General features: G+C 64.3%; 20 protein-coding genes. 13 read left to right on the forward strand and 7 right to left on the reverse strand.

Going from position 1 to position 18,999, the window contains the following annotated elements; all coding sequences use genetic code 11:
- Nucleotides 1-111 precede the first annotated feature (111 nt).
- Nucleotides 112-1,269 carry a YbfB/YjiJ family MFS transporter gene (locus NKK52_RS02320; RefSeq protein ID WP_023684386.1) on the forward strand — a complete coding sequence of 386 codons (1,158 nt, stop codon included), beginning with the start codon at nt 112-114 and terminating at the stop codon, nt 1,267-1,269.
- A gap of 120 nt (nt 1,270-1,389) precedes the next feature.
- The gene (gene sbmA, locus NKK52_RS02325; RefSeq protein WP_023684385.1) at nt 1,390-2,649 is read left to right on the forward strand and encodes a peptide antibiotic transporter SbmA; all 1,260 of its coding nucleotides are present in this window, start codon (nt 1,390-1,392) and stop codon (nt 2,647-2,649) included.
- A 33-nt stretch (nt 2,650-2,682) separates the two neighbouring features.
- On the opposite strand, the gene NKK52_RS02330 is transcribed toward sbmA, so the two are convergent.
- Nucleotides 2,683-3,687 carry a polysaccharide deacetylase family protein gene (locus tag NKK52_RS02330; protein WP_031198580.1) on the reverse strand — a complete coding sequence of 335 codons (1,005 nt, stop codon included), beginning with the start codon at nt 3,685-3,687 and terminating at the stop codon, nt 2,683-2,685.
- A gap of 193 nt (nt 3,688-3,880) precedes the next feature.
- On the opposite strand from NKK52_RS02330, the gene NKK52_RS02335 reads away from it, so the two are divergent.
- The gene (locus NKK52_RS02335) at nt 3,881-4,543 is read left to right on the forward strand and encodes a tetratricopeptide repeat protein (protein ID WP_023668491.1); all 663 of its coding nucleotides are present in this window, start codon (nt 3,881-3,883) and stop codon (nt 4,541-4,543) included.
- A gap of 59 nt (nt 4,544-4,602) precedes the next feature.
- The gene (gene der, locus NKK52_RS02340; protein WP_023684383.1) at nt 4,603-6,033 is read left to right on the forward strand and encodes a ribosome biogenesis GTPase Der; all 1,431 of its coding nucleotides are present in this window, start codon (nt 4,603-4,605) and stop codon (nt 6,031-6,033) included.
- Between the two features lie 239 nt (nt 6,034-6,272).
- On the opposite strand, the gene NKK52_RS02345 is transcribed toward der, so the two are convergent.
- Complete coding sequence (locus tag NKK52_RS02345; protein ID WP_023684382.1) at nt 6,273-7,181, reverse strand: LysR substrate-binding domain-containing protein; 909 nt, start codon at nt 7,179-7,181, stop codon at nt 6,273-6,275.
- A 117-nt stretch (nt 7,182-7,298) separates the two neighbouring features.
- On the opposite strand from NKK52_RS02345, the gene NKK52_RS02350 reads away from it, so the two are divergent.
- The 7 genes from NKK52_RS02350 (at nt 7,299) to NKK52_RS02380 (ending at nt 12,882) form a co-directional block, all read left to right on the forward strand.
- Nucleotides 7,299-8,594 (forward strand): MFS transporter, encoded by a 1,296-nt coding sequence (locus NKK52_RS02350; RefSeq protein WP_023716384.1) that lies wholly within the window; start codon nt 7,299-7,301, stop codon nt 8,592-8,594.
- 137 nt (nt 8,595-8,731) lie between these two features.
- Entirely contained in the window at nt 8,732-9,916 is a 1,185-nt protein-coding gene (locus NKK52_RS02355) for a cell wall hydrolase (RefSeq protein ID WP_023668487.1), read from the forward strand.
- 264 nt (nt 9,917-10,180) lie between these two features.
- Nucleotides 10,181-10,573, forward strand: coding sequence for an AtpZ/AtpI family protein (locus NKK52_RS02360; protein WP_023668486.1), 393 nt, complete (start codon nt 10,181-10,183; stop codon nt 10,571-10,573).
- A 65-nt stretch (nt 10,574-10,638) separates the two neighbouring features.
- A complete protein-coding gene (locus NKK52_RS02365; RefSeq protein WP_023668485.1) occupies nt 10,639-11,397 on the forward strand; it encodes a F0F1 ATP synthase subunit A in 759 nt (252 codons plus the stop codon).
- 66 nt (nt 11,398-11,463) lie between these two features.
- Nucleotides 11,464-11,688, forward strand: a complete 225-nt coding sequence (locus NKK52_RS02370; RefSeq protein WP_006206606.1) for a F0F1 ATP synthase subunit C — start codon at nt 11,464-11,466, stop codon at nt 11,686-11,688.
- A 92-nt stretch (nt 11,689-11,780) separates the two neighbouring features.
- Nucleotides 11,781-12,380: a F0F1 ATP synthase subunit B gene (locus tag NKK52_RS02375; RefSeq protein ID WP_023684380.1), complete on the forward strand. Its 600-nt coding sequence runs from the start codon at nt 11,781-11,783 to the stop codon at nt 12,378-12,380.
- 10 nt (nt 12,381-12,390) lie between these two features.
- On the forward strand, nt 12,391-12,882 hold the full coding sequence (locus tag NKK52_RS02380) for a F0F1 ATP synthase subunit B (RefSeq protein ID WP_023668483.1): 492 nt from the start codon (nt 12,391-12,393) through the stop codon (nt 12,880-12,882).
- Nucleotides 12,883-13,125: 243 nt separating this feature from the next.
- Here the strand turns inward: NKK52_RS02380 and rnhB are convergent, their stop codons facing one another.
- Nucleotides 13,126-13,815, reverse strand: a complete 690-nt coding sequence (gene rnhB, locus NKK52_RS02385; RefSeq protein ID WP_023684379.1) for a ribonuclease HII — start codon at nt 13,813-13,815, stop codon at nt 13,126-13,128.
- Nucleotides 13,816-13,969: 154 nt separating this feature from the next.
- The gene (locus NKK52_RS02390; protein ID WP_023684378.1) at nt 13,970-15,124 is read right to left on the reverse strand and encodes a PA0069 family radical SAM protein; all 1,155 of its coding nucleotides are present in this window, start codon (nt 15,122-15,124) and stop codon (nt 13,970-13,972) included.
- Between the two features lie 150 nt (nt 15,125-15,274).
- Here NKK52_RS02390 and NKK52_RS02395 point away from each other — a divergent pair, with 150 nt between their 5' ends.
- Together NKK52_RS02395 and NKK52_RS02400 are read left to right on the forward strand one after the other, a co-directional pair.
- Complete coding sequence (locus NKK52_RS02395; RefSeq protein WP_023684377.1) at nt 15,275-15,778, forward strand: glycosyltransferase; 504 nt, start codon at nt 15,275-15,277, stop codon at nt 15,776-15,778.
- A 252-nt stretch (nt 15,779-16,030) separates the two neighbouring features.
- Complete coding sequence (locus NKK52_RS02400; protein ID WP_023684376.1) at nt 16,031-17,005, forward strand: hypothetical protein; 975 nt, start codon at nt 16,031-16,033, stop codon at nt 17,003-17,005.
- Here the strand turns inward: NKK52_RS02400 and NKK52_RS02405 are convergent.
- The 3 genes from NKK52_RS02405 to NKK52_RS02415 all read right to left on the reverse strand — a co-directional run bounded on the left by NKK52_RS02405 (nt 16,995) and on the right by NKK52_RS02415 (nt 18,986).
- Complete coding sequence (locus NKK52_RS02405) at nt 16,995-17,426, reverse strand: GFA family protein (protein ID WP_023684375.1); 432 nt, start codon at nt 17,424-17,426, stop codon at nt 16,995-16,997. The genes NKK52_RS02400 and NKK52_RS02405 overlap by 11 nt on opposite strands.
- A 125-nt stretch (nt 17,427-17,551) precedes the next feature.
- Nucleotides 17,552-18,106, reverse strand: coding sequence for a molybdenum cofactor biosynthesis protein B (moaB, locus tag NKK52_RS02410; protein ID WP_023684374.1), 555 nt, complete (start codon nt 18,104-18,106; stop codon nt 17,552-17,554).
- Nucleotides 18,093-18,986 carry a 4-(cytidine 5'-diphospho)-2-C-methyl-D-erythritol kinase gene (locus NKK52_RS02415; protein ID WP_023684373.1) on the reverse strand — a complete coding sequence of 298 codons (894 nt, stop codon included), beginning with the start codon at nt 18,984-18,986 and terminating at the stop codon, nt 18,093-18,095. Before NKK52_RS02415 ends, moaB begins: the two co-directional genes overlap by 14 nt.
- Nucleotides 18,987-18,999 lie beyond the last annotated feature (13 nt).

Consider the following 18,999-nt stretch of genomic DNA (forward strand, 5'->3'; position numbering starts at 1 on the left):
TGGCCCTCGCGCCTCGGCACAGTCACGCCAACGGCCACTGTCGCCGCCGCCAAGTCTGGCCCAACGCAAGTGGATTGGTCTGATCGGTCCGCACCCTTATTGTGCGCTGCAATGAACGCCGCGCCATCACCCTCGCGCCTTGCTCTCGCCGGCATGATCGCCATGGCCGTCGCCATGGGCATTGGCCGTTTCGTCTACACGCCGATCCTGCCCGGAATGATGGAAGAACTGCATCTGTCGCCGGCCGATGCCGGCTGGATCGCGTCGGCCAACTACCTCGGCTACCTCGTCGGCGCGCTTGCGGCGGCCGGCGGCTGGGCGCATGGGCGCGAGCGGCTGCTGATGTTTGGCGGCCTTGCCGCCAGTGCTGCGCTCGCCGCCCTAATGGGACTGACCGAAACGATGACGGCCTTCATCCTCATCCGTTTCCTTGCCGGTCTCGCCAGCGCCTTCGTCATGGTGTTCATGGCCTCCATCGTCTTCGGTCACCTGGCAGCCGCCAACAGAAGCGACCTGCAGGCGCTGCATTTCGGCGGCGTCGGCCTCGGCATCGCGGCATCCTCAGCGCTGATGGCGGTTCTGGTCACCGAACATGCCGGCTGGGCTTCGGGCTGGCTGTGGTCGGCAGCGATTTCCGCCGGCGGCCTTGCGCTCGTCGCCTTGCTCGCCGGCGGCACCGCACCTGCCAGCGGCGTGGCCGACCGCGAACCGGCACTGCCGAGGGACCGGTCGCTGATGAAAGTCATCGTTGCCTACGGCCTGTTCGGCTTTGGCTATGTGGTGACGGCGACCTTCTTGGTCGCCATCGTGCGCCAGGGCGGCGGCGGCCGCGTCTTCGAGGCAAGCGTCTGGATGGTCACCGGCCTTGCCGGCTTTCCCTCGGTCCGGCTGTGGCAGAAGGTAGCGGCACGGATCGGGCTTTACGCGGCCTATGCCGTGGGCTGCCTGGTCGAGGTGGTCGGCGTCACCGCCAGCGTCGCCATCGGCGGCACCGCCGGGCCGCTGTTGGCGGGCGTCCTGCTCGGCGGCACCTTCATCGCCGTCACGGCACTGGGCCTGCAGACGGCAAGGCTGCTTGTCCCGCAGGCGCCGCGCCGGATTTTTGCGCTGATGACCGCTTCCTTCGGCATCGGCCAGATCGTCGGCCCTGTCGTCGCCGGCCTGCTGGCGCAAGCCTCGGGCAACTTCTTCCTCGCTTCGATCGTCGCTGCTGCGGTCTTGCTGGTCTCGGCAGGCATCACCTGGTCGGCCGCGCCAAAATCGCCATGATTGTGGTCTTGCTCGATGCCGGGCATCGGGCACGGGCATTTGCTTTCCACCTAATGTGTGACTTTATGCCCCTAACCAGCAACCCCGCTGATTTGCGCACCGACCGAGGAATTCGCCACAGTGTTCGTATCCTTCTTCCCGCAGCCGAAGCTGTTTTTCACCTCGGCCGCCGTCTGGAGCCTTTTCGGCATCCTGTTTTGGTTCTTCGGCGGCCAGCAGCTGGGCGCAAACATCGGCTTGCCGCCTGCGGCGGCCGACGCGCCGGCCATCGGCGACATCTCTGTGTTCTGGTCGCTCCCATTTCTGTGGTTTTATGTCTATTTCGCGTTTTTCGTGGCCGCCTTCTACGCGTTCTGGGCTTGGTATTCGCCGCATCCATGGCAAAATTGGTCGATCCTGGTCACCGCGATCATCCTGTTCCTCATCTATTTCAATGTGCAGATCAGCGTCGCGGTCAACGCCTGGTACGGGCCATTCTTCGACTACGTCCAAGGGCTGATGTCAGGAAAGATTGAATCCACTGTCGGCGAATTTTATGCTGGACAATCCAGCTTTGTCTGGCTGGCGTTGATCGGCATGAATGTATCGGTCGTCAATGCCTTCATTGTCAGCCACTGGGTCTTCCGTTGGCGCATGGCGATGAACGGCCATTTCATGGCCAATTGGGGACGGCTTCGCCACATCGAGGGCGCGTCACAGCGTATCCAGGAAGATACGATGCGTTTCTCCCAGATCATGGAAGATCTAGGAGCGACCTTCGTCCAGTCCATCATGACGCTCATCGCCTTCCTGCCGGTCATGGTCGCTCTGCAACAGCATATTACCGAATTGCCAATCATCGGCGCTGTACCCCAGCCGCTTGTCGTAGCGGCGATCGGCTGGTGCCTTTTTGGGACGCTCGCCGTAATGCTTGCCGGCGTCAAACTCCCGGGCTTGCAATTTCGCAACCAGCGCGTCGAGGCAGCCTATCGCAAGGAACTCGTCTATGGCGAGGACCACGAGGACCGTGCTCAGCCGGAAACAACGACGGAACTGTTCGATAATGTGCGGAAGAACTATTTCCGCCTATATTTTCATTACATCTACTTCAACGTCGTGCGTTACACCTTTCTTCAGGCAGATAATATATTCTCCTTTATTATTCTCGCCCCGTCCTTTATCGCGCACAAGATAACCTTTGGATCGCTCAGCCAGATATCCAACGCCTTCGGGCGAGTGACGGGATCGCTCCAGTTTTTGATCAATTCCTGGTCGACCATCGTTGAACTCCAGTCGGTTCACAAACGCTTGCGCGCCTTCGAAGCGACACTGCAAGGCGAGCCGCTGCCGCCCATCGATCAACGTTACCTTGAGCGGCAGAGCGCCGAAGATCCGGCGTAAACCGAGCTTTGACGATTGAACGAAGTGGGCGGCTCAGCCGCCCACCGCCGCCTGTCTGTCGCCGCCACGCTGCCTCTGCACATAATCGCGGAAGCTGATGCACTCGACATTGGCTTTGACGCAGGTCTCGTCGGCAAAGCGCTCAAGCGCATTCCAATAGGCGCCGTCATTCATCAGGGTGAAGTGGAAGCTCAGCACCAGCGGGATGCGCTTGCCCTGATATTGCTTGTCGAAGGCGGCGCGGAAGGCCTGGTAGGTCCGATCGCTGAACTCGGCTGCCTGGCTCGGCCGCTCGAAGCCGCCGGAATGCCGGACATAGAGATTGTAGTCCATGGCGATCACCGGCCTTGAATTCGGGCCTTCCGGGATCTGTGGCAGCGAAAAGCGGGTCAGGCCGCCGCCGGTCGGCGGCTCGACCGGGCCATTCGAAACGCCGCTGGCGTCATAGTGGTAGCCGGCTTCACCCAGGGCCTCGTAGAGCCCTTTGCCGGTCGAGAGGTAGGGTGCGCGAAAGCCGACAACGGCATGGGCGATAGCGCGCCAGCCTGCCGGCTCGGGCGCAATGCCGTTGATCGCATAGGCGTTCTCCAGAATGTGCCCGAACGAGGCGAATTCCTTCAGCCAGTCGGCCTTGCTCCAGTCCTTGCCGTCGAAGTGGCCGCAGCCATGGCTGGCGATGTCGTGGCCCTCCGCCGCGGCAAGCCCGATCTGGTCGAGCCGATCGGCTACTTCCTGTTTCGAGGCGGCAAAACCGATGTTGGATTTGCCCGCGGACTTGCCCGGCGCGGTGTATTCGGCGCGCGTCTGCTGCGACAACAGGAACACGCAGGACAGAAAGTAGGTGAAATGCGCGCCGGTGCGCTTGGCCAGTGCCCGGCTGCGCTGCCATTGCGAGATCTCCCGGGCGCTGTCGAACGAGATGATGACGATTTGCTTCGGCTTTGCCGGGGCAGGCGGCGCCGGCGGGTCGGCGAAAGCAGTGCCCGCCATGGCAAGCACGGCTGAGGAAAACGCAACAACGCGGGACAAACGTGGCATCGGCAATCTGGGCTTGATCTGGAGGCAGTCCAAGCCGGCTATCGGCAAAATGTGGCGTGGGTGCGATCAATGTCGGGAGCTATGCGCCCGGCGATTAGCCGATTTTCCTGCCGAGCCCCTTCCATGCCCGCGAAATTTCGCTAAAACGCGGGCTCAAGAAGCGCCCCTGTTGGGGCAGCAATGGTTTTGATTGATGTCCGACGACAGTTTTATCCGCGAAGTCAACGACGAGATCCGTCGCGAAAAGGCGCAGGTGCTGTGGGATCGTTTCGGCCCGGCGATCCTTGTCCTCGCCGTCCTGGTGGTGCTCGGCACCGCTGCCTTCGTCGGCTACCGCTATTGGGACGAGACCCGCGCCAACCGCTCGGGCGATGCGTTTTCGCAGGCGCTGAAGCTTGCCAATGACGGCAAGAGCGACGAGTCGCTGACCGCCCTCGAACAGCTGGAAAAGGACGGCTACGGCGCCTATCCGCTGCTCGCCCGCATGCGCGCGGCAACCGTCAAGGCCGACAAGGGCGACTTTGCCGCTGCCGTCGCGGATTTCGATGGCGTCGCCGCCGACACCGCCATTCCCCAGGGCATTCGCGACATGGCGCGCCTGCGGGCCGCCCTGCTGCTCGTCGATCACGGCTCCTTCGCCGACGTTTCCAGCCGCGTCGAGGCGCTGACCGCCGACAACAACACGCTACGCCACACGGCGCGCGAAGCGCTCGGCCTTGCCGCCTGGAAAGAAGGCAAGACCCAGGATGCGCTGAAACTGTTCGACCAGATCGCCGCCGATGACGGCGCCCCGCGCAATGCGCGCCAGCGGGCGACGCTGATGTCCGAACTGATCCGCGGCTCGGGCGCGTCATGATACGCATCGCCCAAAATGCGCTGCGGTTTTGGGCGATGGATGACGGATTGTAGGGCCGGATGAGCTTCAAAGTCGCCATTATCGGCCGTCCCAACGTCGGCAAATCGACGCTTTTCAACCGGCTGGTGGGACGGAAGCTGGCGCTTGTCGACGACACGCCGGGCGTCACCCGCGACCGTCGCGTCCACGCGGCAAAACTCTACGATTTGCATTTCGATGTCATCGACACCGCCGGCTTCGAGGACGCCGCCGCTTCGACGCTGCCCGGCCGCATGCGCGCGCAGACCGAGATCGCCATCCGCGAGGCCGACCTGATCTTCTTCACCATCGACGCCAAGTCCGGCCTGCTGCCCGACGACCGGACCTTTGCCGAAATCGTGCGCAAGTCCGGCAAGCCGGTCGTGCTGGTCGCCAACAAGGCCGAGGCCAAGGGCGCCCAGGGCGGCATGCTTGAAGCCTGGGAACTGGGCTTGGGCGAGCCGATCCCAGTCTCGGCCGAGCATGGCCAGGGCATGCCCGATCTGCGCGACGCGGTGATCAAGGCGCTGGGCAAAGACCGCGCCTTCGGCGAGGAAGAAGATGAGGCCGAGGACGTCGCCGCCAGCGAGGTGCTGATCGGCGAGGACATCACCGATCCCGACGCCGAACCCGCCTATGACGACACCAAGCCGATGCGCATTGCCGTCGTCGGCCGGCCCAATGCCGGCAAGTCGACGCTGATCAACGCGCTGATCGGCGAGGAGCGGCTGTTGACCGGCCCGGAAGCCGGCATCACCCGCGATTCCATCTCCGTCGACTGGGACTGGCATGGCCGTCGCCTAAGACTGTTCGACACTGCCGGCATGCGGCGCAAGGCCAGGATCCACGAGAAGCTGGAAGTGATGTCGGTGCAGGACGGCCTGCGCGCCATCCGCTTTGCCGAGATCGTCATCATCGTGCTCGACGCCACCATCCCGTTCGAGAAGCAGGACCTGCAGATCGCCGACCTGATCATCCGCGAAGGCAGGGCGCCGGTCATCGCCTTCAACAAATGGGACCTGATCGACAATCCGCAGGAACTGCTGGCGGAACTGCGCGAAAAGACCACACGGCTTTTGCCGCAGGTGCGCGGCATCCAGGCGGTGACCGTTTCGGCCGAGACCGGGCGCAGCCTCGACAAGCTGATGGATGCCGTCATCAAGACGCACAAGGTGTGGAACAGCCGCGTTTCCACCGGCAAGCTCAACCGTTGGCTGGAAAGCATTCTGGCGCATCACCCGCCACCCGCCGTCGCCGGCCGCCGGCTCAAGGTCAAATACGTCACCCAGGCCAAGACCCGGCCGCCGGGTTTCGTCGTCCAGTGCTCGCGGCCCGACGCGATGCCGCAATCCTATGTCCGCTACCTCTCCAACAGCCTGCGCGAAGCCTTCGACATGCCCGGCGTGCCGATCAGGATAGCGCTGCGGACTTCGGACAACCCGTTCGCGGGGAGAGCGAACAAGCGCAAGTGAGCGGTGACGGTTGCGAAATTCTCCGCAAGATTGGCGGGGCAGCACCCCCCTCTGCCCTGCCGGGCATCCCCCTCAAGGGGGGAGATCAGCAGCCGCTGCGGCCGTTCTCACCTTGCAAGATCAAAAATTGGCGAAAGCGTTGATGACAGCAATCTCCCCCCTTGAGGGCCCTTGAGGGGGAGATGTCCGGCAGGACAGAGGGGGGTGTGACGGAACGCGACACCGGGTGATCACCGCGTCTAAGCGACCTCTCTCAACCGCTCGTCCTGCGGCAGCGCCGCCACCGCCGCCTGCCACAAAATATCCGCCAGCCGCGTCGCCACCGGGTCCAGTTCGGCGTCTTTCTGGTGCATCACCAGCGCCATGGTTGGCAGCGGGGGTAAGCCCAACGTTTGCGGTGCCATCGTCCTGACATTGGCCGGCAGGCCGATATCCGTGCGGATGGTCAGGCCGAGGCCGGCGGCGACCGCCGCCCAGATGCCGCCAAGGCTGGGGCTGGAGAAGGCCATCCGCCATGGCAGGCCGGCGCGGTCGAGCGTTTCCGTCGTCACTGTGCGCAGCAGGCATGGCGCTTCCAGCGCCACCAGCGGCAGTGCCTCGCCCTCGCGTAGCCTGGTCTCGATCAGCTTTGCCGGCCCGATCCAGCGCAATTGCGCGTCGCCGACATGCCGGCTGTAAGGCAGCGCCTGGCCGCTGTCCCAGGCCAGCGCAATGTCGAGATTGCCTGATGTGATCCGCTCGGCGAGTTCATAGCTGCGCCCGATCCGCGCCTCGATCTTGACCTTGGGGTGCGCGCGGGCGAAGCGTCCGAGCACCTCCGGCAGCACCGCCTCGCCGAAATCCTCCTGCAGGCCGAGCCTGACCCAGCCTTCCAGTTCCACGTCGCGGATGGCCGAGGCCGCCTCGTCGTTCAACTCGAGCAGCCGCCTGGCATAGCCGAGCATGGTTTCGCCGGCTTCGGTCAACGCCAGTCCGCGGCCCGACTTGCGGAAGATCGGCGTCGCCGCCTGGTCCTCCAACTTCTTCAGTTGCGCGCTCACCGCCGAGGTCGAGCGTCCAAGCCGGTCGGCGGCCTTGGCGAAGCTGCCGAGTTCCATGCCGGTGACGAAGCTTCGGAGGACATCGAGGTCGAAGGTTACGCGGCGCATCACAACGATCCTGTTTTTCGGGAACAATTGTCAAAAACTTCCCGATATTCGGGATGAAGTTATGGCGGTAAAGACGAGGCGTCAAGGTCCCGAAAGGGCATCAACAGGAGTCCCGCCATGTCGATTGCCGACGCAAATTGTGAGCCAGGCCGGGTTGGCCGAGCCGCCGCCGTCACGTCGAAGGCTGAACGATTTCGCGCCAATCATCGCTGGAAGGTGCTTGGCATCGGCGTTGCCGCCAATGCCAGTTTCTCCGCCACCTTCGCCGGCATACCGGCGGCGGCGGTGTTTCTGCGGTCGGGCTATCACTTGAGCAATGGCAATCTCGGCCTGGTCCTCGGTCTTCTCGGACTGGGCGTTGCCTTGAGCGAACTGCCCTGGGGTCTGCTCACCGACCGCTGGGGCGATCGCGGCGTGCTATTGACCGGCCTTGGTGCGACCGCGGCGTGGCTCGCCCTGATGGCGTTGTTCATCGTGCCCTCAGTGACCTATGTGCCTGGCGTCGCAATGCTGGCCGCATGCCTTCTGGTCACCGGCCTGCTCGGCGGCAGCGTCAACGGTTCCAGCGGCCGCGCCATCATGGCCTGGTTCCACGAAGGCGAACGTGGCTTTGCCATGAGCATCAGGCAGACCGCGGTGCCGCTCGGCGGCGGGCTCGGCGCGCTGGTCCTGCCGTCGCTGGCATCGGTGCACGGTTTCGCGGCGGTCTTCGGGCTGCTGGCCGCCATGAACGCCGTCTCTGCGCTGTTTGCCTGGCGATGGCTGCACCAGCCGCCGGAACTGGACAATGCCGGCAGCATGGCCATGGCAAAGTCGGGCGGTCCGGCGCCGCTGCGCAATGTCGAGGTCTGGCGCATCGCCACCGCCATCGGCCTGCTCTGCTTTCCGCAAGTGGCGGTGCTCACCTTCGCCTCCGTCTTCCTGCACGATTTCGCCGGCATGGCCACGCTCACGATCAGCGCCAGCCTTGCCGCGGTGCAGACCGGCGCGATGGTGATGCGCGTCTGGAGCGGCCGCTTCACCGACCGCCATGGCAACCGCCGCTGGTTCCTGCGCCTCTGCAGCATGACGAGCGCGCTTGGCTTCGCGGCCGTCTGCCTGCTGGTCCTGGCGGCAGGAGCCACGCCAGACGCCCATGCCGCGTTGATCCCGGCGATCGACGTGCTGCTGGTCGTTGCCGGCATTTCGGTCTCCGCCTGGCATGGCGTCGCCTACACCGAACTCGCCACGCTTGCCGGCGCCAGCCGCGCCGGAACCGCGCTCGGTCTTGCCAACAGCTTCGTCTTCATCGCCTTCTTCGTGGTGCCGACCGCCATTCCGGCTTTGCTGCTCATCTGGTCGTGGCCTGGCGTCTGGCTGGTGGGCGCGCTCTGCGCCATGATTGCATGGCCAATTTTCCTGCGGCCGAACTGACGGGTTGGCCGGCCTGCAAGCGGCGTCCCATTTGGGGCCGCTTCGGAAAAACACGATCAACCGCGTTAACCCCGCATCAAGGTTAATGCTTCACTTTGGCTCTCCAGTGGCTCAGTGGCGTTTCTGGAGAGTTCCCCGTGCATCGACGTGTCCTGAAGCGGCTGGCCGCCGCCGCCGGTGAGAAAAAACGTTCCTTCGTATCGCCATTGGTCATCGGGCTCGGCATCTGGATCGGCTTTCCAACTGTCGTCGCCTACCAGGACATGGGCAGCTTGATTTCCGGCCTCGAAGCCTCGGGCACCCGCTGGAACTCTTATGTCGAGCGCTCCGTCGCCGGCTCGGTTCATGCCGCCGAAATGCCTTTCATCGATTCCGTCACCACCGGTTCGCTCTCGGGTTCGGGCGTGCGCCTGCCCGGCGTCGGCAAGGTCTCGTTTCGCGGCAAGGGCAATGTCGCCGGCATCACGCCCGACGAGGACCGCATCATGCGCGCCGACAAGAAGGGCCGCATCATCCAGGTCTCGCCGGTGGCGCCGCCGAAGAACTTCAATGCCGGCTCGATCTTTCAGCGCACGTCCTCGCTGCTGCGGCCGAGCATGGACAGCGGCCTGAAGCTCGCCTTCGCCAAGCCCGGCATCAAGGGCAAGGAAATCCAGATCGCCCAGGCCTTCCACACCAACGTGGACAAGAAGCCCGATCCCGGCGTGCCGGCCATGCTTGCCGCGTTGGTCAACAATGACAGACCGGACGTGCTGGCCACCGCCTATGCCCAGGCCGAACCCGATTACGCCAAGGCCTCACCCTTCGAAGCGCTGCTGCAGGACGAGGAGCCGAGCAGCGGGCGCTTCATTCCGCCGATGGCCAAGGGTGACCACTCGTGGATCCAGAACCCGCTGCCGGCCAGCGTCTTCTCCACGAAGGAGCAGGCCTGCCTCGCCAACGGCATCTATTTCGAGGCGCGCGGCGAATCCGTGCGCGGCCAGGCCGCCGTCGCGCAGGTCATTCTCAACCGCGTCCGCAATCCGGCCTATCCGAACTCGATTTGCGGCGTCGTCTACCAGAACGACAACTGGCTGAACCGCTGCCAGTTCTCCTTCGCCTGCGACGGCCGCAAGAAGCGCATCGAGAGCCCCGCCCATTACAAGACCGCGCAGGACGTCGCGATGGCGGTCACCGCCGGCAAGATATTCATTCCCGAAGTCGGCTCATCGACCCACTACTACGCCAACTACGTCCATCCGGGCTGGGCGCGCACGATGCAGAAGATGACCAAGATCGGCCTGCATATCTTCTACCGCACCTATGGCGGCGGCTGGAGCTGAGCCCTTCGGCTTGCCTGTCGCAAACGAACCGCAAGGCCCTGGAAGCCGAAATCGGACAGCGGTCGCCGGACGGATTCGGGGCATGTGCCGACCCGATAGTGCCGGGCACGATGTCGCACCTCGCCAAGTAATTGATTCCAATAGAAAAAATACATGGCTTTGAAGTCCCGCCCGTGGCTTGACGGGCGCAAACCCTCTAACTATGTTGCCGGCGACTTTAGAAGCGGACGGACGGTGACGGTCTGACCGGGCAGGGGGGTTACGATGGCCGACAAGAACGGGCCAGACGGAACCGGAGAAACCGGCCGCGGCAGCAAGCACGAGGCCGACATCCGCGACGAAGATCTCGAACGCCGCCGGCGTGAGCTTGGAGCATCGCTTGCGACAAGACGGCCGGATCAGCTCGAGGGGAATGACGGCGCGAAAGCGACGGCCGGATATGGCCAGGCGCTCAAGCTGTCCAGCGAGTTCATCGCCGGGATAGTGGTGGGTGTGGGCCTTGGCTGGTTTCTGGATCGCGTGGCGGGAACCTCGCCATGGGGTCTGGTCGTCGGCTTGTTGCTGGGCTTTGGCGCCGGCGTGCTCAATGTCCTGCGTTCGTCAGGTGTTGTGGCGGAATTCGGAAAAAGCGAGAAGTCGCACGATCCGAAAGAATGAAATGGCGCGCCGCCAATGGCGCACAAGGACACTTAAGGCCGCTCGCGGTTTTGACGGGGATGTAAATGGCTGCTGACAAGGTCGATCCGATCCACCAGTTCCATATCGTCAAGCTGATTCCGATCAATATCGGAGGCTATGACCTGTCCTTCACCAATTCGTCCCTGTTCATGGTCGCGACCGTGCTCGTCGCATCGGCGTTTCTGTACCTCTCGACCTCCAGCCGCAGCCTTGTTCCCGGGCGCCTGCAGTCGGTTTCGGAAATGGGCTACGAGTTCGTCTCCAACATGCTGCGCGACGCCGCCGGAACGCAGGGCATGAAGTTCTTCCCATTCGTGTTCTCGCTGTTCATGTTCGTGCTGGTCGCCAACCTGCTTGGCCTTTTCCCCTACTTCTTCACCGTCACCAGCCACATCATCGTCACCTTCGGCCTCGCAGCCCTGGTGATCGGAACCGTCGTTGTCTACGGCTTCACGAAGCACGGTCTGGGCTTCCTCAAGCTCTTCGTGCCGCACGGCGTTCCGGTGTTCCTGTTACCGCTGGTGGTGCTGATCGAGGTGATCTCCTTCGTGTCGCGCCCGGTCAGCCTCTCGGTTCGTCTGTTCGCCAACATGCTGGCCGGCCACATCACCCTGAAGGTGTTTTCGGGCTTCGTCGTCAGCCTGAGCGCGCTCGGCGCCGTCGGCGTTGCCGGTTCGGTGTTGCCGCTGGCCATGGCAGTCGCGCTGACCGCGCTGGAATTGCTGGTCGCTTTCCTGCAGGCCTACGTCTTTGCGGTGCTGACCTGCATGTATCTGAACGACGCCCTGCATCCCGGGCACTGACCTAGAATTTCCGGCATCTTTCGCCGGATGGAATTGCAACGAATTACAGATCCAAAGGAGTTTAAAATGGACGCAGAAGCAGCAAAGTACATCGGCGCCGGTATCGCTTGCCTGGGCATGGGCGGCGCGGGCATTGGCCTCGGCAACATCTTCGGCAGCTACCTGGCGGGCGCCCTGCGCAATCCGTCGGCCGCCGATGGCCAGTTCGGCCGCCTGATTTTCGGCTTCGCCGTGACCGAAGCTCTGGGCATTTTCTCGCTTCTCATCGCGCTTCTCGCCCTGTTCGGCTGAGCCCCTGTTCGGCCAATTATTGGTCGGACGAGCATTGGGAAGAATTGGCTGGCCGCATTCCTGCGGCCATGCCTGATATCAGGGGATAGTCCATGTTCGTGACATCTGCGTTTGCGCAAGAGTCCGCACCCGCCGCTGAAGGCGCCCATACCGGTACGGAAGGCGACACGCATTCCGGCACCGGCGTGCCTGCCGAGGCGCACGGCACGTTCCCGCCATTCGATCCGGCGACGTTTCCGTCCCAGCTTCTGTGGCTGGCGATCACGTTCGGGCTGTTCTATTTGTTCCTGAAGAAGGTGGTGATGCCGCGCCTTGGCGGCATCATCGACGTCCGCAGCGATCGCATCACGCAGGACCTCGACCAGGCCGCCAAGCTGAAGGGCGAGGCCGACGCCGCCGTTGCCGCTTACGAGCAGGAACTGGCGGAAGCCAAGGCCAAGGCCAACGCGATCGGCCAGCAGGCCAACGACGCTGCCAAGGCTGAAGCCGAGGCTGCCCGCAAGAAGGTCGAGGCCGCCCTCGACAAGAAGCTCGGCGAGGCGGAGGCCAGCATTGCTTCCATCAAGGCCAACGCCATGAAGGAAGTCGGCACGATTGCCGAGGACACCGCTTCAGCCATCGTCGATGCGCTTGTCGGCGGCAAGACCAGCAAGGCCGAGATCTCGGCTGCGGTCAAATCCGTGGCCCGGTGAGGAGCACATTATGGACGCCACATCTCTCGCAACGCTCTGGGCAACGGTTGCCCTCGTCATTTTCCTCGGCGTTGCCGTTTACATCAAGGTGCCGGGCCTGATCGCCAAGTCGCTCGACGCCCGCGCGACCAAGATCAGCGACGAGCTTGCGGAAGCCCGCCGGTTGCGCGAAGAGGCCCAGCAACTGCTCGGCCAATACCAGAAGAAGCGCAAGGAAGCCGAGCAGGAGGCCGCAGCCATCGTCGCTGCCGCCAAGCGCGAAGCCGACATGCTTGCCGCCGAGGCGCACAAGAAGACCGAAGACTATGTCACCCGCCGCACCGCGCTTGCCGAGCAGAAGATCGGCCAGGCCGAGCGCGAAGCCGTCGCCGAAGTGCGCGCCAGCGCCGTCGACATCGCCGTCGAGGCGGCCCGCACGCTGCTCGCCGGCAAGATCGACGCCAAGGCCGGCGCGGATCTGTTCAAGTCCGCGCTGCAGGACGTGAAGGCCAGGCTGAACTGAGCGGGGTTAACTCGCTGACATCAAGCCGCCCGGGCAACCTGGCGGCTTTTTTGTTGAGCGGCGACGGAGATTGGCGAAGGCGGTGGTGCGCCTGATCTCCCCCCTCGAGGGGGAGATGTCGCCAAAGGCGACAGGGGGGTCCGTTCGACCAGGCGCGACGCTCTTTCTGCGACCAAGAAGGGCTAGCGCTTGACGCGCGGCGCCCCCCTCTGGCCTGCCGGCCATCTCCCCCTCAAGGGGAGATTAGCTGTCCAACCCGACAAACCCATCTTCCTCAACCCCACCCAGCCTGAACGGCGCGAATGACGCCCGGTGCAGCCGTGCCACCGGCCCATGCTCTTCGATCGCGGTGCGGTGCCGCACGGTGGCGTAGCCCATATGGACTTCGAACCCGTAGCGTTCGTGGTGGCTGCCGCAGCCGCACATCATGCGGTCGCGCATCACCTTGGCGACGATCGAGGCGGCGGCGATCGATTGCGAGCGCTGGTCGCCCTTGATCAGCGCGCGGCCTTCGCAGAGGAGGCCCGGCGGCACATCGCGGCCATCGGCCAGCGCCAGCTTCGCCTGGATCGGCAGGCCGGCAAGGGCGCGGCGCATGGCTTCCAGGCTGGCCTTGAGGATGTTGCTGCCGTCAATGCCTTCGGCGCTGACCGAGGCCATCGACACGCCGAGCGCTGACCCCAGGATTTTCAGGAACAGCGCCTCGCGCTGCAAATGGTTGAGCCGTTTGGAATCGTCGAGCCCGTCGGGAATGTTGGCGGGATCGAGGATCACGGCCGCCGCCACCACCGGCCCCGCCAGCGGACCGCGGCCGGCCTCGTCCATGCCTGCCACCGGCCACAGTCCTTCGGCCATCGCCTTCGTCTCGAAGGAGAAGTCGGGCTTTTCGACGATTTCGAAAAGAAGCGGAGAATCGGAACGCGCGCGAGCCATGTTGCGGCGAGGTTCGCATCGGCTCCGATTCTCCGCAAGTCCCTCCAGGGTCGAGTGGGGCAAGACCGGGAGGGCACCGTCTGCAGGCCGGGGGACAGGCCGGACGGGATTCTTGGGTCGCCTGACAGCCACGAGGGCAGGGCAGGCGCTACTCTCAGAGCAGCATCAGCTGCTCGGTCGCCTTGGCGGCGGCGACAAACTGGTCGGTTCGGAGCGTGCGCCGCTCGGCGTTGAGGCCGAGCCGCTTGGCCGTGATCTCGAAGCGCCGGCCGATCTGCCAGGCATAGGGGCCGGCGCCTTTCATCCGCTTGCCCCATTCCGAATCATAGTCCTTGCCGTCGCGCATCGAACGGATCAGCGACATCACGTGCCGGTAGCGGTCGGGATAGTGGCGCAGCAGCCAGTCCTTGAAGATCGGCGCCACCTCGAGCGGCAGGCGCAGGATCACATAGCCGGCCTCGCGGGCGCCTGCGGCGCGTGCCGAATCGAGGATGCGCTCCATCTCCTGGTCGGTCAGGCCGGGAATGATCGGCGCCACCATGACAGAGGCCGGGATGCCGGCATCGGAAAGCTGCCGGATCGCCTCGAGGCGCTTGGTCGGCGTCGACGCGCGTGGCTCCATGGTGCGCGCCAGCATGCGGTCCATCGTCGTCACCGACAGCGCCACCTTGGCCAGCCCGCGTTCGGCCATGCGCGACAAGATGTCGATGTCGCGCGTCACCAGATGGGATTTGGTGACGATGCCGACCGGATGGCCGCGCGCCTCCAGCACTTCGAGGATCTCGCGCATAATCCGGTATTGTTTCTCGATCGGCTGGTAGGGATCGGTGTTGGTGCCGATGGCGATGGTGCGCGGCTGATAGCCATCCTTCGACAGTTCCTTGTCGAGCAGCCGCGCCGCATCCGGCTTGGCAAACAGCTTCGCTTCGAAATCCAGCCCCGGCGACAGGCCCATGAAGGAATGCGTCGGCCGGGCGAAACAATAGACGCAGCCATGCTCGCAGCCGCGATAGGGGTTGATCGAGCGGTCGAAGGAAATGTCGGGCGATTCGTTGCGGGTGATGATGGTGCGCGGCTTCTCGACCTGCACTTCGGTCTTGAACGGCGGCAATTCCTCCAGCGAATTCCAGCCGTCGTCGAACACATGCCGGCTGACCGGCTCGAACCGGCCGGACGGGTTGATGCCCGCGGAACGGCCGCGGTTGCGATCCGGACGGACGCGCATGCCGCTCTGTTCGATCATCGCATTGGCCATCTCGGCTCGCCCTGCTCCGAAAGCAGCAATGTCCGCACGCACGATATGTTCCATTTTGGCCCTTTCCCAAGGACTGTCGGCTGGCTGTCGAATCGCTCTGTTCATGAAAATAATCCTATTTCGCTGATGAGAACAAAGCAAGAACTTTTTCGTTGGGCCATGCACAACTGGCGCTGCGCCGGGCTTTCCGCTATTCGGCTAAAAATGCTCAGCGTTCTCATCGAAACCCGGGATGACGAAGAAGGCCTTGCCCGCACGCTCGCCTCGTTGATCGGCGGCGCGGTCGAGGGCGTGGTGCGCGATGTCATCGTCTGCGACACCGGCTCGACCGACCAGACGCATCGGGTTGCCGATCATGCCGGCTGCCACTTCGTGGCCGGCGGCATTGCCGCGGGAATCAGGCAGGCGAAGGGTGACTGGCTGCTGTTTCTGGAACCCGGCGCAAGGCTGGCGGAGGGCTGGATCGACGACGTTGTCGCTCACACGGCGCGGCAAACCATGCCGGCGCGCTTTTCCCGTGCGCGCGGCAGCCGCACGCCGTTCCTGTCACGGGTGTTTTCGGGCAACCGGGCGCTGGCCGAAGGGCTGGTCATCAGCAAGCGCCAGGCCGCTGCCCTGTCGAAGAACGCGCACAGCGCCGAAGCCCTTGCGCGCGGTCTCGCCACCAGGCGGCTCGACGCCGAAATCTGGCTGGCGCCGAAGAAGTGATGTTTCTCCCTTTTCCCGTTCCCAGGGAGAAGGGTGCCCGAAGGGCGGATGAGGGGCAGCGTCGGCGTCTCATCCGCATTGGCACGGTCGCAGCACCATCCCTCTTTTTCGCCGCAAAAAGCTATTGTGCATTGCACAAAAGCTGACGCGGGATTAGCATTCCGTTGATGCGGGATATCGGGGTTTGGGTAGTGCCGGAGCGGTAAGCAAGCGCCGCGTCGTCGTTGCTGCCGTTCATATCTGAGGACCCCGATGAACCTTTCGTCCCCTGACAAATCCGGCGCCCCCAGTCTGGAAGCCATTGCCCGCAACGGCAGCCTGCTCCGCCGCATTGCGGTGCGTATCCCGACCTATCTGTCCGACCTGCGCGAAAATCCCGCATGGCTGCCGATGTTCGTGCTTGCCCGCACCATGCCGGCGCGCAAACTGCACTGGCTTGGCGCCAAAGCCGCGCGCCCCGCGCAGAGTGCCGGAGCGACGATGTTCAGGGGCGTCGACCTCAAGTCGATCGTCGCGGCGCTGCGCGCCGATGGCCTGTTCTCCGGACTGGTCCTTCCGCAGGCAATCCACGAAGAGATCGCCAGCTTCGCTCAGAGCACGCCGTGCTTCGGCAATTTCGACCGCCGGCTCGAATTCATGCCCGGAGAACACGCAGAAGCCGAGAAGCGGTTCGGCCGCTCTTTGCTCAGCGGACACTATTTCGAGCGCATCCTCGGCTGCAAGGCGGCACTCGCCATCCAGAACGACCCGCTGCTGCTCGACATCGCCGAGCACTATCTGGGCGGGCAGGCGAAGCTGATCACCACGCGTGTCTGGTGGAGCTTTCCGACCGGCGAGGCTTCCGACGCCGACAAGAACCTTGCCTCGCTCGGCAAATATCATTTCGATCTCGACGACTGGCGGATGCTGAAATTCTTCTTCTATCTCAAGCCCTGCGATGCCGGCACCGGCCCGCACGTCTATGTCAAAGGCAGCCACAACAGGCGCAGCCTCAAGCACCAGTTGACGCTGCTGGTCGGCCATCCGGCGCAAGACGTGCTCAAGGTCTATGGCGACGACAGCCCGGTCACGCTGACCGGCGAGGCCGGCCTCGGCTTCGTCGAGGACCCGTTCGGCTTCCACATGGGCACCGTGCCGTCCACCACGCCACGGCTGATGATGGAGGTCGGCTTCGGCGTCTCGCCGCCCTCGCGCCGCCGCTTCCACGGCGAACCGGTCATCCGCTGAGGCCGGAGCGGATCTCGACCGGCATCCAGCGCGCTTGCCGCCGGGCAATGCGACCCTCTTTGTTCTCGGCATCATAGTCCATCGGGACCGGCTCGCGGTTGAACCGCGGCCGGTCATCCAGCGCATTGACGATGACGATCGCTCTCGGTTCGCCGTCGGTGGTCACAGCAGCGACATAGACGCCGCAGTCGCGGCAGATGAGATAGTCGGCGGTGCGCAATCCGAACCGGTATCGGTGCAGCCGGCCCTCGTCCTCGACCGAGACGATCAATCGGCCCTGCGGATCGGCGGCGGCGCGTGAGCCATGCCGGACGCAGAAGGCGCACTGGCAGGCGCGGATCTCCATCTCGGCCGGCTCCATTCCCGTTTCGAACGTCAGGTGGATGTTGCCGCAATGGCAGCCGCCGCGGTGCGCGTTCATTGGATCTCTTCCGTCTTGACTTGGCGACAGACTATCCGCCCGACGACCCGGAGGAAATGACCTCTCGAAGGCCCAGCCGCCATTCTGCCTGACAAAGGCAGCACTTGCCGGCACTTTGCCTTGGTTTACGAGGCGGCCTTGCCGCGCCGCAAATGCTCGTCCAGGCGCGGCATGATCTCGACGAAGTTGCAGGGCATGTGGCGGTAGTCGAGCTGCGGCTTCAGGATGCCGTCCCAGGCGTCCTTGCAGGCGCCGGGCGAGCCCGGCAGCACGAAGACGAAGGTGGCGTTGACGACGCCGCCCGTCGCTCGGCTCTGCACTGTCGAGGTGCCGATCTTGTCGTAGGAAATGCGATGGAACACTTCGGAAAAGCCGTCCATGCGCTTCTCGAAGATCGGCTCCAGCGCCTCCGGCGTCACGTCGCGGCCGGTGAAGCCGGTGCCGCCGGTGGTGATGACGACGTCGATCTCCTTGTCGCGCGACCAGCCCAGCACCTTGTCGCGGATTTTCTCCCGGTCGTCGGTGACGATGTCGCGCGCGGCCAGGACATGGCCGGCCTCGGCGATGCGATCAGCCAGCGTCTGGCCGGATTTGTCGTCGGCAAGGCTGCGCGTATCGGACACCGCCAGCACCGCGATGCGCACCGGGATGAACGGGCGGCTCTCGTCAATTTTGGCCATCGGCCCCCTCCGAAGCGATGCTTCGTGTCACGGCTACAAACCACTCCGGTTCGCGGCTGCGGATCTCGGCGGCGGCGCGCTTGGCGACATTGCCGGTCTCGAACAGCCCGAAGCATGTCGCGCCGGACCCCGACATGCGCGAGAATCCAGATCCGGCCCTGTTCAGCAGGGAAAGCGCTCGGCCGATGGGCGGCTGGATCGCCTGCGCCGCCGGCTCAAGATCGTTGCGGGTGATCTCCAGCCAATTGCGGACGCTGTGGAAGTCAAATGCGCGCGGCAGCGGCGGCAATCCATCATTCTCGCGTTTCTCAAGTGCGTTGAACACATCAGGCGTCGAGACGGCGACGCCGGGATTAACCAGCACCAAAGCGAGCGCCGGAAAATCCGGCACCAGCGACAGCTCGTCGCCGACGGCACGCGCAACCAGCGGTTTTGCCGCAAGACACATCGGCACGTCGGCGCCGAGCGTGAGACCGATCCGGCTCAGTTCGGCCTCGCCGATGTCGAGCCCCCAGGTCCCGACAAGACCCTGCAATACCGCCGCCGCGTCGCTCGAGCCGCCGCCGACCCCGGATGCGACCGGCAGGTTCTTTTCCAGCCGGATGGCAACCGGCGCCGTGCTCTGCTGGCCGGCCTGCCTGCGCAGCGCCTCGCGCGCCTTCACCACCAGATTGCTGTCGTCGATCGGCACGGAAGTCGCGTAACGGCCCGATACGGAGAACCGGTCGGCGTCGGCAGGCTCGATCTCGACCCTATCGCCGAAGCGGGTGAAAACGACCAGGCTCTCAAGCAGATGATACCCGTCGGCGCGCCTGCCGGTGACGTGCAGCGCCAGATTTATCTTGGCGGGCGCAAGCCACGTCCGGGCTGCGGCATCCAAACTGTCGGCTGCT

Origin of the sequence: Mesorhizobium sp. C277A (assembly GCF_040324395.1) — a bacterium.
In the GTDB taxonomy this organism is placed as follows: domain Bacteria; phylum Pseudomonadota; class Alphaproteobacteria; order Rhizobiales; family Rhizobiaceae; genus Mesorhizobium.

What these genes read in the sequence shown, in the direction of transcription:
- NKK52_RS02320 (WP_023684386.1), top strand. Translation starts at nt 112, where the DNA reads ATGAACGCCGCGCCATCACCCTCGCGCCTTGCTCTCGCCGGCATGATC.
- NKK52_RS02330 (WP_031198580.1), bottom strand. Translation starts at nt 3,687, where the DNA reads ATGCCACGTTTGTCCCGCGTTGTTGCGTTTTCCTCAGCCGTGCTTGCC.
- NKK52_RS02335 (WP_023668491.1), top strand. Translation starts at nt 3,881, where the DNA reads ATGTCCGACGACAGTTTTATCCGCGAAGTCAACGACGAGATCCGTCGC.
- der (WP_023684383.1), top strand. Translation starts at nt 4,603, where the DNA reads ATGAGCTTCAAAGTCGCCATTATCGGCCGTCCCAACGTCGGCAAATCG.
- NKK52_RS02345 (WP_023684382.1), bottom strand. Translation starts at nt 7,181, where the DNA reads ATGCGCCGCGTAACCTTCGACCTCGATGTCCTCCGAAGCTTCGTCACC.
- NKK52_RS02350 (WP_023716384.1), top strand. Translation starts at nt 7,299, where the DNA reads ATGTCGATTGCCGACGCAAATTGTGAGCCAGGCCGGGTTGGCCGAGCC.
- NKK52_RS02360 (WP_023668486.1), top strand. Translation starts at nt 10,181, where the DNA reads ATGGCCGACAAGAACGGGCCAGACGGAACCGGAGAAACCGGCCGCGGC.
- NKK52_RS02365 (WP_023668485.1), top strand. Translation starts at nt 10,639, where the DNA reads ATGGCTGCTGACAAGGTCGATCCGATCCACCAGTTCCATATCGTCAAG.
- NKK52_RS02370 (WP_006206606.1), top strand. Translation starts at nt 11,464, where the DNA reads ATGGACGCAGAAGCAGCAAAGTACATCGGCGCCGGTATCGCTTGCCTG.
- NKK52_RS02375 (WP_023684380.1), top strand. Translation starts at nt 11,781, where the DNA reads ATGTTCGTGACATCTGCGTTTGCGCAAGAGTCCGCACCCGCCGCTGAA.
- NKK52_RS02380 (WP_023668483.1), top strand. Translation starts at nt 12,391, where the DNA reads ATGGACGCCACATCTCTCGCAACGCTCTGGGCAACGGTTGCCCTCGTC.
- rnhB (WP_023684379.1), bottom strand. Translation starts at nt 13,815, where the DNA reads ATGGCTCGCGCGCGTTCCGATTCTCCGCTTCTTTTCGAAATCGTCGAA.
- NKK52_RS02390 (WP_023684378.1), bottom strand. Translation starts at nt 15,124, where the DNA reads ATGGAACATATCGTGCGTGCGGACATTGCTGCTTTCGGAGCAGGGCGA.
- NKK52_RS02395 (WP_023684377.1), top strand. Translation starts at nt 15,275, where the DNA reads ATGCTCAGCGTTCTCATCGAAACCCGGGATGACGAAGAAGGCCTTGCC.
- NKK52_RS02400 (WP_023684376.1), top strand. Translation starts at nt 16,031, where the DNA reads ATGAACCTTTCGTCCCCTGACAAATCCGGCGCCCCCAGTCTGGAAGCC.
- NKK52_RS02405 (WP_023684375.1), bottom strand. Translation starts at nt 17,426, where the DNA reads ATGAACGCGCACCGCGGCGGCTGCCATTGCGGCAACATCCACCTGACG.
- moaB (WP_023684374.1), bottom strand. Translation starts at nt 18,106, where the DNA reads ATGGCCAAAATTGACGAGAGCCGCCCGTTCATCCCGGTGCGCATCGCG.